This is a genomic window from Streptomyces sp. NBC_01497 (assembly GCF_036250695.1).
In the GTDB taxonomy this organism is placed as follows: Bacteria; Actinomycetota; Actinomycetes; order Streptomycetales; family Streptomycetaceae; genus Streptomyces.
In genome coordinates this window covers 6,659,311-6,672,673 of record NZ_CP109427.1, presented here as the reverse complement: position 1 = coordinate 6,672,673, position 13,363 = coordinate 6,659,311, and the positions used below count along the sequence as shown (strand labels likewise).

13 protein-coding genes are annotated in these 13,363 nt (G+C 69.3%); 3 read left to right on the top strand and 10 right to left on the bottom strand.

Features of this window, described 5'->3' with window-relative positions:
- Window positions 1–120 precede the first annotated feature (120 nt).
- From prcA to arc, 6 genes are all read right to left on the bottom strand, one after another.
- Window positions 121–939 carry a proteasome subunit alpha gene (gene prcA / locus OG310_RS28195; protein ID WP_329458662.1) on the bottom strand — a complete coding sequence of 273 codons (819 nt, stop codon included), beginning with the start codon at window positions 937–939 and terminating at the stop codon, window positions 121–123.
- 52 nt (window positions 940–991) lie between these two features.
- Window positions 992–1,837 (bottom strand): proteasome subunit beta, encoded by an 846-nt coding sequence (gene prcB, locus OG310_RS28190; RefSeq protein ID WP_329458661.1) that lies wholly within the window; start codon window positions 1,835–1,837, stop codon window positions 992–994.
- Window positions 1,789–2,121, bottom strand: a complete 333-nt coding sequence (locus OG310_RS28185) for an endonuclease domain-containing protein (protein WP_329458660.1) — start codon at window positions 2,119–2,121, stop codon at window positions 1,789–1,791. Before OG310_RS28185 ends, prcB begins: the two co-directional genes overlap by 49 nt.
- The gene (locus tag OG310_RS28180; RefSeq protein ID WP_329458659.1) at window positions 2,075–2,293 is read right to left on the bottom strand and encodes a ubiquitin-like protein Pup; all 219 of its coding nucleotides are present in this window, start codon (window positions 2,291–2,293) and stop codon (window positions 2,075–2,077) included. The genes OG310_RS28185 and OG310_RS28180 overlap by 47 nt, the downstream gene beginning before the upstream one ends.
- 151 nt (window positions 2,294–2,444) lie before the next feature.
- Window positions 2,445–3,956, bottom strand: coding sequence for a depupylase/deamidase Dop (gene dop / locus OG310_RS28175; protein ID WP_443078747.1), 1,512 nt, complete (start codon window positions 3,954–3,956; stop codon window positions 2,445–2,447).
- A 179-nt stretch (window positions 3,957–4,135) separates the two neighbouring features.
- Window positions 4,136–5,902: a proteasome ATPase gene (gene arc / locus OG310_RS28170; RefSeq protein WP_329458658.1), complete on the bottom strand. Its 1,767-nt coding sequence runs from the start codon at window positions 5,900–5,902 to the stop codon at window positions 4,136–4,138.
- Between the two features lie 264 nt (window positions 5,903–6,166).
- On the opposite strand from arc, the gene OG310_RS28165 reads away from it, so the two are divergent.
- A complete protein-coding gene (locus tag OG310_RS28165; protein WP_329458657.1) occupies window positions 6,167–6,484 on the top strand; it encodes a ferredoxin in 318 nt (105 codons plus the stop codon).
- A 101-nt stretch (window positions 6,485–6,585) separates the two neighbouring features.
- Here OG310_RS28165 and OG310_RS28160 read toward each other — a convergent pair whose 3' ends face one another.
- The 3 genes from OG310_RS28160 to OG310_RS28150 all read right to left on the bottom strand — a co-directional run bounded on the left by OG310_RS28160 (window position 6,586) and on the right by OG310_RS28150 (window position 9,800).
- Window positions 6,586–7,185, bottom strand: a complete 600-nt coding sequence (locus OG310_RS28160; RefSeq protein WP_329458656.1) for a hypothetical protein — start codon at window positions 7,183–7,185, stop codon at window positions 6,586–6,588.
- Between the two features lie 275 nt (window positions 7,186–7,460).
- Window positions 7,461–8,354, bottom strand: a complete 894-nt coding sequence (locus tag OG310_RS28155) for a tRNA (adenine-N1)-methyltransferase (RefSeq protein ID WP_329458655.1) — start codon at window positions 8,352–8,354, stop codon at window positions 7,461–7,463.
- Between the two features lie 198 nt (window positions 8,355–8,552).
- Window positions 8,553–9,800 carry a site-2 protease family protein gene (locus OG310_RS28150; protein WP_443078746.1) on the bottom strand — a complete coding sequence of 416 codons (1,248 nt, stop codon included), beginning with the start codon at window positions 9,798–9,800 and terminating at the stop codon, window positions 8,553–8,555.
- A 108-nt stretch (window positions 9,801–9,908) separates the two neighbouring features.
- Here OG310_RS28150 and OG310_RS28145 point away from each other — a divergent pair, with 108 nt between their 5' ends.
- Both OG310_RS28145 and OG310_RS28140 read left to right on the top strand, forming a co-directional pair.
- A complete protein-coding gene (locus OG310_RS28145) occupies window positions 9,909–10,727 on the top strand; it encodes a RecB family exonuclease (protein ID WP_329458653.1) in 819 nt (272 codons plus the stop codon).
- A 110-nt stretch (window positions 10,728–10,837) separates the two neighbouring features.
- A complete protein-coding gene (locus OG310_RS28140) occupies window positions 10,838–11,452 on the top strand; it encodes a response regulator transcription factor (RefSeq protein WP_329460428.1) in 615 nt (204 codons plus the stop codon).
- 305 nt (window positions 11,453–11,757) lie between these two features.
- On the opposite strand, the gene OG310_RS28135 is transcribed toward OG310_RS28140, so the two are convergent.
- Window positions 11,758–13,362 (bottom strand): ABC transporter substrate-binding protein, encoded by a 1,605-nt coding sequence (locus OG310_RS28135; protein WP_329458652.1) that lies wholly within the window; start codon window positions 13,360–13,362, stop codon window positions 11,758–11,760.
- Window position 13,363: the final 1 nt, after the last annotated feature.

Genomic DNA, 13,363 nt, shown 5'->3' with positions numbered 1-13,363 from the left:
CCGCCGCGCGGGCCACCCGGCCTCCGACGCGCCCGCGGCCTCGCGAGGGCCCGGACACGTCTGTGCCCCGGCCGCACAGGGCGGCCGGGGCACAGACGTACGAACGCTACGGGCGGGCCGTCAGGCGTCGCCTCCCGCGCTGTCGTCGCTCCCCGTGGCCTTGCCCCCGGAACCGGTGTCCTCGGAGTCGCCCGAGTCGCCTGAGTCCCCTGAGTCGTCGGCCGGCTCCGCCGCGGCGCCGCCCGCCTCCAGCAGACGCGAGAGCTGCGCGCCCACGATCCGGCGGAACTTGCGCTGCTGCGGGCGCGTCCGGTCGAGGACCGCCACCTCCAGACGTTCGGCGGGGATCTCCCGCTCACCGCCGTTGGTGTCCCGGGAGAGCGCCTGGACCGCGAGCCTGAGCGCCTCCGCGAGCGTCATGCCCTCGCGGTGTCGCTGGTCGAGGTAGGTGCTGATCTGCTCGGAGCTGCCGCCGACCGCGACCGAGCCGTGCTCGTCCACGATGGAACCGTCGTGCGGCAGCCGGTAGATCTGGTCGCCGTCCGGCGTGGCCCCGACCTCGGCGACCACCAGCTCGACCTCGTACGGCTTCTCGCCGGCGCTGGAGAAGATCGTGCCGAGCGTCTGGGCGTAGACGTTGGCGAGCCCACGGGCCGTCACATCGTCACGGTCGTAGGTGTATCCGCGCAGGTCGGCGTAGCGCACACCGCCGATCCGCAGGTTCTCGTACTCGTTGTACTTGCCGGCGGCGGCGAAGCCGATCCGGTCGTAGATCTCGCTGAACTTGTGCAGGGCGCGGGACGGGTTCTCGCCGACGAAGACGATGCCGTCGGCGTACTGGAGCACGACCAGGCTGCGGCCGCGGGCGATGCCCTTGCGGGCGTACTCGGCCCGGTCGGCCATGGCCTGCTGGGGTGAGACATAGAACGGCGTCGACACCGGCTATCCGTCCCTTTCTGTCAGTGGCTGATTCACTCTCACCGCGGTGCCGTCACAGAAGGGCGGCGCGCGGACCGTCGGGCTGTACGAGCCGGCGCTCGATGATGGAACGGGCGATGTCGGCCGACTCGTCGTCGGTGAGGCGGCGGAAGCCGTTCTCCGTGATCACCGTGACGATCGGGTAGATCCTGCGGGCCACGTCCGGGCCGCCGGTCGCCGAGTCGTCGTCGGCGGCGTCGTACAGCGCCTGCACGACCAGCGTGGTGGCCTGGTCCTCCGTCAGGTCGTCGCGGTAGAGCTTCTTCATGGCGCCCCGCGCGAAGACGGAACCGGAGCCGGTCGAGGAGAACCCGGTCTCCTCCGAGCGGCCGCCCGTGACGTCGTAGGAGAAGATGCGGCCCTTGCCGCGGTCCACGTCGTACCCGGCGAAGATCGGCACGACGGCCAGCCCCTGCATCGCCATGGCGAGGTTCGACCTGATCATCGTGGAGAGCCGGTTGGCCTTGCCCTCCAGCGAGAGCTGCGCGCCCTCGACCTTCTCGAAGTGCTCCAGCTCCAGCTGGAAGAGCTTCACCATCTCCACGGCCAGGCCCGCCGTTCCGGCGATGCCCACCGCCGAGTACTCGTCGGCGGGAAAGACCTTCTCGATGTCCCGCTGGGCGATCATGTTGCCCATCGTCGCCCGCCGGTCACCGGCCAGCACGACGCCGCCGGGGAACGTGACGCCCACGATCGTCGTGCCGTGCGGAGCCTCGACGGCCCCCTGCAGCGGCGGCAGCGAACGCTTGCCCGGCAGCATGTCCGGCGACTGCGCCGAGAGGAAGTCCATGAAGGAAGAAGATCCGGGCGTCAGGAAGGCAGCCGGCAGACGCCCGGTCTCACGAGTGTTGGCTTCCACGCGTTTCCCTCCAGATATGCGACGGCACGACGCCAGGTGTCGGGATTCATTCCCAACGTGCCGATGGCCGAATTGCAGTTGAAGCACAGTACGCCAGGGACCCTACCCGCCCGGCGGGGATGATCCACCTGCGGTTCGGGGAAGCACGGGCCGCTCCCCCGAACCGGGGAAGCCGGGGAAGCAAGGGGTGCTTCCGCACGCGGAAGCACCCCTTCTCCACCCCGTTCACATGTGTGACTACTGCCCGCCCTTTTGGACGAAGCTCCGCACAAAGTCTTCGGCATTCTCTTCGAGTACGTCGTCGATCTCGTCCAGGACGGAGTCCACGTCGTCCGAGAGCTTCTCCTGACGCTCCTTGAGGTCTTCGGAGCCCTCCGCTTCCTGCGCCTGCTCCTCGGCCTCCTCCGTGGACCGTGCCGCCTTCTGCTGGCCGCCGCCGCTGTCCTTGGTCGCCATAACCCTCACCCCGCTCGGTTCGCCCCGCTCGATGTGACTTTCGTTGCCCTCAAGATCAGACCCTAGCCGCAGGGTCCGACAAAGGCCCCGTTGATGTGCAACGCCGGGGACCCACCTCGATGATTCCCTCCGGTGGGCCTTTTCAGCCTTTTCAGTGGCCTGACAACACCCGCACCAGGTCCTCCGCCGTACGGCAGCGGTCCAGGAGTTCCTTCACGTGTTCACGTGTACCGCGCAACGGTTCCAGGGTGGGCACCCGCTGGAGCGAGTCCCGGCCCGGCAGGTCGAAGATGACCGAGTCCCAGGAGGCCGCCGCGACATCCTCCGCGTACTGGTCGAGACACCGGCCGCGGAAGTACGCCCTGGTGTCCTCCGGGGGGTGCGTCCTGGCCGCCTCGACGTCCTTCTCGTCCAGCAGCCGCTTCATCCTGCCGCGCGCCGCCAGACGGTTGTAGAGGCCCTTGTCCGGCCGCACGTCGGCGTACTGGAGATCGACGAGATGCAGCCGCGCCGCGTCCCAGTCCAGCCCGTCCCTGCGCCGGTAGCCCTCCAGGAGCTCCCGCTTGGCCACCCAGTCCAGCTCACCCGCGAGAGACATCGGGTCCCGCTCCAGCCGGTTGAGTGTGTCCTCCCAGCGGCCGAGCACGTCCCTGGTCTGTTCGTCCACGTCCGCGCCGTACTTCTCCTCGACGTACTTCCTCGAGAGTTCGAAGTACTCCATCTGGAGCTGCACCGCGGTCAGCTTGCGGCCGCTGCGGAGCGTGACCAGATGCTTGAGCGAGGGGTCGTGGGAAACCTCGTGCAGAGTACGTACAGGCTGGTCCACCGCCAGGTCGACGTTGATGAAACCGTCCTCGATCATGGCGAGGACCAGGGACGTCGTTCCGAGCTTGAGGTACGTCGAGATCTCGGAGAGGTTCGCGTCGCCGATGATCACGTGCAGGCGGCGGTACTTCTCCGCGTCGGAGTGCGGCTCGTCGCGCGTGTTGATGATCGGCCGCTTGAGCGTCGTCTCCAGACCGACCTCGACCTCGAAGTAGTCGGCACGCTGACTCAGCTGGAAGCCGTGGTCGCGCCCGTCCTGCCCGATGCCGACGCGCCCGGCGCCGGTGACGACCTGGCGGGAGACGAAGAACGGCGTCAGGTGGCGCACGATGTCCGAGAAGGCGGTCGCGCGCCGCATCAGGTAGTTCTCATGGGTGCCGTAGGAGGCGCCCTTGTTGTCGGTGTTGTTCTTGTACAGGTGGATGGGCTGCGCACCGGGCAGCTGGGCCGCCCGCTCCGCGGCCTCCGCCATGATCCGCTCGCCGGCCTTGTCCCACAGGACCGCGTCGCGCGGATTGGTGATCTCCGGCGAGCTGTACTCGGGGTGGGCGTGGTCGACGTAGAGACGCGCGCCGTTGGTCAGGATGACATTGGCCAGGCCGATGTCCTCGTCCGTGAGCTGCGTCGAGTCGGCGGTCTCCCGGGCGAGATCGAAGCCGCGGGCGTCCCGCAGCGGGTTCTCCTCCTCGAAGTCCCAGCGCGCGCGCCGCGCCCTGTGCATCGCCGCGGCGTACGCGTTGACGATCTGGGACGAGGTGAGCATGGCATTGGCGTTCGGGTGACCGGGCACGGAGATCCCGTACTCCGTCTCGATGCCCATTACTCGCCGTACGGTCATGCGGCCCTCCTTGCCCGGCGGCGGCGCCCCCTGGGGACGCGGCGCTCAGTTATCGAGCCTAGAACGCCGTGGCGTCCGCGGGGAGATCATTCGACACGTCGGCCTGGTGTGATGGTACGTCCGGGTAAAGCAACCGGCTGCGGATACCCCGCCGGGGGCATCCGCAGCCGGTCCGTTACTTACAGGTACTGACCGGTGTTCGCCACCGTGTCGATGGAACGCCCGGTGTCGGCGCCCTGCTTTCCGGTGACGAGCGTACGGATGTAGACGATCCGCTCGCCCTTCTTGCCGGAGATACGGGCCCAGTCGTCCGGGTTCGTGGTGTTCGGCAGGTCCTCGTTCTCCTTGAACTCGTCCACACACGCCTGGAGGAGGTGGGAGACGCGGATGCCCTTCTGATTGTGGTCGAGGAAGTCCTTGATGGCCATTTTCTTGGCCCGGCCGACGATGTTCTCGATCATCGCGCCCGAGTTGAAGTCCTTGAAGTACAGGACTTCCTTGTCGCCGTTGGCGTACGTCACCTCAAGGAAGCGGTTCTCCTCGGATTCGGCGTACATCTGCTCCACGACGGTCTGGATCATGGCGTGGACCGCCTGGTCGGGCGACTCGCGGTGTTCCGAGAGGTCGTCCGCGTGCAGCGGCAGGGAGGCCGTGAGGTACTTGGCGAAGATGTCCTTGGCGGAGTCCGCGTCGGGACGCTCGATCTTGATCTTCACGTCGAGCCGGCCCGGGCGCAGGATCGCCGGGTCGATCATGTCCTCACGGTTGGAGGCGCCGATGACGATGACGTTCTCCAGGCCCTCCACACCGTCGATCTCGGCGAGCAGCTGGGGGACGATGGTGTTCTCCACGTCCGAGCTGACACCGGAACCGCGGGTGCGGAAGAGGGATTCCATCTCGTCGAAGAAGACGATGACGGGCGTGCCCTCGCTCGCCTTCTCCCTGGCGCGCTGGAAGACCAGGCGGATGTGCCGCTCGGTCTCACCGACGTACTTGTTCAGCAGCTCCGGACCCTTGATGTTCAGGAAGTAGCTCTTGCCCGCGGGCCGCCCCGTCACTTCGCCGACCTTCTTGGCGAGCGAATTGGCGACTGCCTTGGCGATGAGCGTCTTGCCGCATCCGGGAGGACCGTAGAGCAGGATGCCCTTCGGAGGCCGGAGCTCGTGCTCCTTGAACAGGTCCGGGTAGAGGTAGGGAAGCTCGACGGCGTCGCGGATCAGTTCGATCTGCCCGCCGAGGCCGCCGATCTTCGTGTAGTCGACGTCGGGGACCTCTTCGAGGACGAGCTCCTCGACCTCGCTCTTGGGCACGACTTCGTAGACGTACCCGGAGCGGGGTTCGAGCAGCAGGGCGTCGCCGGGCCTGATGGTGAGGTCCATGAGGGGCTCGGCGAGCCGTACCACGCGCTCTTCGTCGGTGTGCCCGACGACCAGCGCGCGCTCGCCGTCCTCCAGGATCTCCTTGAGGGTGACGATGTCGCCGGCGCGCTCGAACTGCATGGCCTCGACCACGTTGAGCGCCTCGTTGAGCATCACTTCCTGGCCGCGCCGGAGCTCGTCGAGCTCGACGCTGGGGCTGACGTTCACCCGGAGCTTGCGGCCACCGGTGAAGATGTCCGCCGTTTCGTCCTCGTTCGCCTGCAGGAAGACGCCGAAGCCGGCAGGCGGCTGGGCCAACCGGTCGACCTCTTCCTTGAGGGCCACGATCTGGTCGCGGGCCTCACGCAGCGTATTGGCGAGCCGCTCATTCTGAGCGGACACGCCCGCCAGGTTCGTCTGGAGCTCGACGATCCGCTCTTCGAGAATTCTCGTGTGCCGCGGAGAGTCGGCGAGCTTGCGGCGCAGGACGGCGATTTCCTGCTCAAGATAGGCAACCTGGCCTGCGGGGTCCTCGGACCCCCGCCCGGGCCGGATGCCGCGGTTGATGTCGTCGTCGTGGGCTGCCACGGTCCTCACCTCCTCCAAGGGGAGCTGGACGCTTCCTGACCCTACCTGGGTGGGTGATGATTGAAACCCCTAGATCACAAACACGTAAGGGGTCTGTCCGATCTTCACCCTTGCGCTCTCCCTCACGCCAGGCAAATACCCACCCGACAACATCGGAAAGCGGCCGGTTGTATCGTCGACTTGTTCAACACCCGTCATGGCTGGCGCGACTTGTCACCCAGGGTTGCACGACGGATGGGCCCGACGCAGAAAACGGCAGGAGATATGACCGTGCAGCAGGACGCCCCGACCGATGACCTCGCGGCCCAGGGACCGCTGGAGGTATGGATCGATCAGGATCTGTGCACGGGTGACGGCATCTGTGCGCAGTACGCGCGCGAGGTGTTCGAGCTGGACATCGACGGCCTCGCCTACGTCAAGAGCGCCGACGACGAGCTGCTCCAGAACCCGGGCGCGAGCACCCGCGTCCCCTTGCCGCTGCTGCGCGAGGTGGTCGATTCGGCGAAGGAGTGCCCCGGCGAGTGCATCCACGTGCGCCGGGTCTCGGACGGCGCCGAGGTCGTCGGCCCCGACGCACAGTGACGGCGGGCGACGGGTCAGTCGCCGAAATGTGACCTCGACCGGCCCGGCCCCGAGGCCGCCGGCCCCGCCCGGAGCGTGCTCGCGCGGGCCGGGTGTGCTTTTCAGACGCTCTTGTCGTTGGCCTGTTCGCTGCGGACGAACACGCCGTTGCGCCACACCCAGGAGACCTTCTCCGTGACGTCCGGGCAGCAGCTCGGCACGTTCTCGCTCGAATAGCCGAGGAGCGTCGCGTAGACGGCGCGGCCGGCGACGCTGAACCCCTTGCCGACGGTCTCCTTCGACGCGACACCCAAAAGGGTGGCGACCACCCGCGGTGTGCCCTCGCGGTCCCTGTTGAGGACGTAGACCGCGTTCGGCGGTGTGCCGGAGCCCGAGTCGCAGCGGACGGCCGCGACCGTCTCCGGGTTGCCGTCCCCGTCCAGGTCGCCGCTCGCCCTGGCGGTCACGACGAAGCCGACGGATCCGCACTCCAGCGGGAAGTGGAACGTGCCCGCGTCGGGTGCCGGCAGGTGTGCGGCTCTCGGCGCGGCGGAGCCGCTGATCGGCGGGCCCTGCCGCGGGGCCGCCGCGGAAGCGGTGGCGCCCTGCTGGTGGAAGAGCCCCGCCACCGCGACGACGCCCGCCATCGCGGTGGCCGTGGCGAGCCAGTGCATCGGGGTGGGCCTGGTGTGCGCGAGGTCCGGAAGCTCGGAGAGCTGCACGCCGACTGTCTCCTGTTGCGGTGGTGCTGGAGAAACCAACTGTGGGCGGGAGACAGCATCGTGCCACACGTCACACACACGCGAAACGGTGGGGGGCGGCCGGTTCCCCGGGCCCGGGGTGCGACGCCTGCGAGTGCCACGGCGCGCCAACCCGGAACCGCCGCCGCCCCGTTCCGCGCGGTGGGCGGGAACGGGGCGGCGGCGGCAGGGCGTTGACCGCGCGGGGCCGGGATCGGCGGGATGCGCCGCCGGGGCCGTCGCGTGACGGAACCAGGTCAGCGCGATCCGCTGCCGGGACCGTCGTAGTCCTCGCCGTACGCGCCCTTCGCGGGGCGCCTGCGGCGCAGTGGGGGCTCGACACCGTCGGCGAGGCGCCGTGCGGTGACGAGGAAGCCGGTGTGGCCGATCATGCGGTGGTCGGGGCGTACGGCGAGGCCCTCGACGTGCCAGTTGCGGATCATGGACTCCCACGCGGCCGGCTCGTTGAACGTGCCGAACTCGCGGATGGTCTCCACGGTGCGGGAGAGCTGCGTGGTGGTCGCGACGTACGCGATGAGGATCCCGCCGGGCACGAGGGCCTTGGAGACCGCGTCCAGGCACTCCCAGGGCGCGAGCATGTCCAGGATGACGCGGTCGACCTCGGTGTCGGAGAGGTTGTCCTGGAGGTCGCCGACGGTCAGCTCCCACGCGGGGTGGGGGCCGCCGAAGTAGCGCTCGACGTTGCCCCGGGCGATGTCCGCGAAGTCCTGCCGGCGCTCGTAGGAGTGCAGCATCCCGTCATCGCCGATGACCCGCAGCAGGAAGCTGCTGAGGGAGCCGGAGCCCACCCCCGCCTCGACGACCCGCGCGCCGGGGAAGATGTCGCCGAACGCCAGGATCTGGCCCGCGTCCTTCGGGTAGACCACGGCTGCGCCGCGGGGCATGGACAGGACGTAGTCGGGGAGCAGGGGGCGCAACGCGAGGTAGGCGACGTTTCCCGTGGTTCGGACAACACTGCCCTCGGGAGCACCGATCAGCTCGTCGTGCGGGAAGGACCCCTTGTGGGTGTGGAAGTTCTTCCCGGCTTCGAGCGTGAAGGTGTAGTGGCGTCCCTTGGGGTCGGTGAGCTGGACCTGGTCCCCGACCTTGAAGGGCCCACGACGGCGGGCGGCACCGGTCGGTTCGGACATGTGCCCAGCCTATCCGCTTCCCGTGGTGCCTCTGTCCGCCCGGTGCCCCGGGCGCGACCGGTGGGCCGCGCGGGCCGGGCGGGGCGTCGCGATCCGGGGGCACCGACAGGCACCGACGGGGGGACGACCGGGGCGCCCGGACGGCCACCGGGGGCCGGGCCGTCCTGCCCGGGGCGACGCGTCAGCGGGCCGCGGCCCTCACTGGGGCCGGGCCATCGCCGCGACGAAGGCCCGCTCGACGTCCGTCGTGGACAGCACGCCGTAGATCGACCCGCTCTTTTCGACCACCAGGTACTCGGTGGCGGGGTTGGCCCGCAGCCGGTCGAGCAGGATCTCCCCGCCCAGATCGGCCGGGACCGTCATGCCGTCCGTGAGGTCCTGGGTCAGGGTGCTGACCGCGACCCAGGGGCGCCGGTGCTGGGGTACGCCCACGAGGGACGCCTCGCGCACGATGCCGGTGGGCTCACCCTGGCCGTCCACGACGACGAGGGCCCGCGCACCGGCCTCGTTGGCCCTGCGCAGCGCCTCGGACAGGGGCGTGTGCGGCTCCACGGGCACGGCCCGCCGGGTCAGCGTGCGCGCCTGGAGCTGCGGAAGGTGCTCGCGCAGCCTGGCCATGCGCAGGCTGTTGCCCGCGCCGGTCCAGATGATCGCGGCGAGAATCGCGGCGATCAGGGCGTCCGTGACCGTCTCGACGCCGTCGATACCGCCGTCGCCGCGCAGTCCGCCGCCCCCGAACAGCGGGAGGCCGATGAGGACGACGAGGACGGCGACGGCGAGCGCCCGGCCGACCCAGACCGCGGCGACCGTGCCGCTCATGGGCTTGCCGGTGATCTTCCACACGACGGCGCGCAGCATACGGCCGCCGTCGAGCGGGAGGCCCGGCAGGAAGTTGAAGATCGCGACGATCAGGTTCGAGACCATGAGACCCGCGAGCAGCACACCGGGCACGGAACCCGCGTCGACCAGGTACATCGCGCCGTAGAAGATCCCGGAGAGGATCAGCGACAGGAGCGGGCCGACGAACGCGAGCACGAACTCGCGCCCCGGCGTATCGGATTCCTTCTCGATCTCGGAGACACCGCCGAAGAACTGCAGCTGGATGCGGCGCACCGGCAGATTGAAGCGGAGCGCGGCCACGGTGTGCGCGAGTTCGTGCACGAACACGGAGGCGTAGAAGGCCACCGCGAAGAAGAGCGCCACGAGGTAGCGCGCGTTGCCGATGTCCGGCAGGATGCCGCCGAGCTGGCCGCCGAAGATCCAGGTGATGAGCGCGGCGACCAGGAACCAGCTGGGCCCCACGTAGACGGGCACACCGAAGGGACGGCCCACCAGGATGCCGCCTCCGGGGTCGGCCGGGCGCACGGGCTTCGCGCCGGGCTCAGGCGCGCCGCTCTTGTCCCGCGCTTCGCCCGTGTCGCGTTCGCCCGAATCGTCCTCTTTCACGGGTTCCTTCCGTCGTCCGCCTGCCGTCTGCTTGATCATGCAGTGCGAAAGGCCTCGTAGTCGATGGTATGCGGATCGCTGTCAGTGGCGGGTCGTAGGGTCTGCGGCATGAGTACGAGCGCGCCCCCCACCTCCCTGTCGCCGTCGCGGGCGAACGACTTCATGCAGTGCCCTCTGCTCTACCGCTTCCGGGTCATCGACAAACTGCCCCAGAAGCCGAGCGAGGCGGCTACCCGCGGGACGCTGGTGCACGCCGTGCTGGAGCGCCTTTTCGACCATCCGGCCGATGAGCGCACGGCGCCCCGGGCCAAGGAGATGGTGCCGCACCAGTGGGACAGGCTGCGCGCGGCACGTCCTGAGCTCGCGGAGCTGTTCGCCGACGACGAGGCGGGCGAGCGGCTGGCGCTCTGGCTCGCCCAGGCCGAGGCACTGGTCGAGCGGTGGTTCGCGCTGGAGGACCCGACGCGGCTCGAACCCGCGGAGCGCGAGATGTTCGTGGAGACCGAGCTCGACTCGGGGCTGCGGCTGCGCGGGGTGATCGACCGCGTGGACGTGGCGCCGACGGGCGAGGTGCGGATCGTCGACTACAAGACCGGCAAGGCGCCCCGGCCCCAGTACGCCGAGAGCGCGCACTTCCAGATGGCCTTCTACGCGCTGGTGGTGTGGCGACTGAAGGGCGTCGTGCCGCGCCGTCTCCAGCTCGTGTATCTCGGCAGCGGGGACGTGCTGACCTACGACCCGGTCCTTGAGGACCTGGAGCGGGTCGAGCGCAAACTGCTCGCGCTGTGGGACGCGATCCGCCGGGCGACGGAGACGGGCGATTTCCCGCCGCGGCCGACGAAGCTGTGCGGATGGTGCGACCACCAGGCGTTCTGTCCCGAATTCGGGGGCACTCCCCCGGTCTATCCGCTGCCGACGGCCCCCTAGGGCGGGCAGGGCAGAATGGGCGTGGTCCAGTGAAAGGGGCTCCCGTGAGTGTGGGCACTGTCCGCGTCCTGCTTGTCGACGACCAGCCGCTGCTGCGCACCGGTTTCCGGATGATCCTGGAGGCCGAGCAGGACATCGCGGTGGTCGGTGAGGCCGGCGACGGCCTCCAGGCCATCGAGCAGGTGCGGGCGCTCCAGCCCGACGTGGTCCTGATGGACATCCGCATGCCGCGGATGGACGGCGTCGAGGCGACGCGGCAGATCACCGGCCCCGGCAGGGACGGCCCGGCCAAGGTACTCGTACTGACCACGTTCGACCTCGACGAGTACGTGGTCGAGGCGCTGCGCGCGGGCGCGAGCGGCTTTCTCCTGAAGGACGCTCCGGCCGTCGAACTGGTGCAGGCGATCCGGGTGGTCGCGGCGGGCGAGGCGATGCTGGCCCCGAGCATCACGCGGCGGCTGCTGGACAAGTACGCGGACCACCTGCCCTCGGGCGAGGAGGCCGTGCCGAACGCGCTGAACACGCTGACGGAGCGCGAGGTCGAGGTGCTGAAGCTGGTGGCACGCGGCCTGTCGAACGCGGAGATCGCGGCGGATCTGTTCGTCAGCGAGACGACGGTCAAGACCCATGTGGGCCATGTGCTGACGAAGCTGAGCCTGCGGGACCGGGTGCAGGCGGCGGTGTACGCGTACGAGAGCGGGCTGGTGCGCCCGGGCGCCCAGTAGGAGCGCCCTTCGGGGAGCGCGGCGCCCGCGCGCCCGGCTGCCCGGGGCCGTCCGCTCCCCGGGCCGTGCGCGCCGGACCGCGCGGATTCCGGGCCGGGCGGACGCTCCTGGGCCCTGGGCCGGCCGGCGATGGCGCCCGCGAAGGGCCCGAGGACGACCGCAGGACCGGCACCGCGCCCAGCGCGGCCGGGCACGCCCCGCGCGCCGGGCCGGGCGGACATGCCGGGGCCCCGGACCGGCGGTGCGGGTCCGGGGCCTGACAGCGGCGGGGCGGGGCGGCCCCGTGCCTGGCGGCGGGAGGTGCGTCAGTCGGACGTGGTGCCCTCGCCTAGCTCCCACAGGTAGTAGTTGGTCGACGAGTCGACCGCCCACTCCACACCCGTGACATCGGTGTGCGCTGCCACGTACTGCTTGCCCTGCCACAGCGGCAGGATCGGCACGTCGCCCGCCACCGCGTCCTGGATCTGCCCGAAGACGCCCGCCGCGGATCCCCGGTCGGCCTGGCGGCGCGACTCCGGGATCAGCTCGTTGCGGATCTGCGGGTTGTCGTACGGGCTGCCGAGGAAGTTGTCCTTGTCGAGGAAGGGCGCCGTGAAGTTGTCCGGGTCGGGGAAGTCCGGGAACCAGCCCATGCCGTAGACGGAGTAGTCGCCCTTGGTCTGGTCGGGCCGGAAGGTGTCCCAGGGCGTGCCCTTGATGGTGACGTCGAAGAGCTTGCTGTCGTTGAGCTGGCCCTGGAGGACCTGGAACTCCTTGGCGGTGGCGGCGCCGTAGTGGTCCGTCGTGTAGTTCAGGGTCAGCTTCACCGGCGTGTGGATGCCGGCCTTCTGCAGGGTCTGCGCGGCCTTCTGCGCCGAGGGCTGCGCACCGTACTGGTTGAAGAACGAGTTGGTGTGGCCCGTGATGCCGGCGGGGATGAGCGAGTAGAGCGGCGACGCCGTGGTGCCGTAGACCTTGGAGACGAGCGAGTCGCGGTCGACCAGGTAGGCCATCGCCTGACGGACGGCCTTGCTCTTGACGACCGGTGCCGACGTGTCGAAACCGATATAGCGGATTTCGAGACCCGGCATCTCGGTGAGGTTGACGTCTTTCTTCGGGTGGTCGGTCAGGGACTTGATCTGGTCCGGCGACATGCGCAGCATCACGCCGATATCGTCCTTGTCGAACGCCGTCTCCATGGCCTTGGCGTCCGAGTACATCCGCATCTCGACCTTGCTGTTCTGAATCTTCAAGTCCCCTTTATAAGTGGGGTTCTTGGTGAAGGTCGCCTTCACGACTGTGTTGTCCTTCACCTCCGCCTTGAAGGTGTACGGACCCGAGCCGTCGACCTCGAAGCCGTCGCGCAGCTTCTTCGCCGCGTACTGCTTGGGGTCCACGATGCCCGCCGCGGGTGTCGCGAGCTTGTACGGGAAGGTCGCGTCGGACGACTTCAGGTGGAAGTCCACGTTGAGGCCGTCGGTGACGATCGTGCCGATGTTGGTGAGCAGACCGTAGGCGCTGTTGGGGTCGTGGATGTTGACGACCCGTTCGATCGAGTACTTGACGTCGGCCGCGGTGACCGGGTCGCCGTTGGCGAACTTCAGGCCCGAGCGCAGGGTGCAGCGGTACGTCTTGCTCTCGTGGTCGGTGAACAGGCAGCGGCTCGCCGCTTCCGGCACCGGCTCGCCGCCGCCGCGCGGCACGTGTGTGAGGGTCTGGATGGTCTGCCTCAGGACGTTCCAGGCGGCCGTGTCGTAGGTGTAGGCCGGGTCGAAGGGGGCGGGGGCCGCCTTCGTCGCACTGAATTGGTCCGTGGTGCCCACGACGATGGCACTGCCGGAGTCGGAACTGTCACCGCTGCCGCCGCAGCCGGCCATGACGGGGGCGAGCAGGCCTATGGCTGCCGACAGCACCAGGGTTTTGCGCTTCATC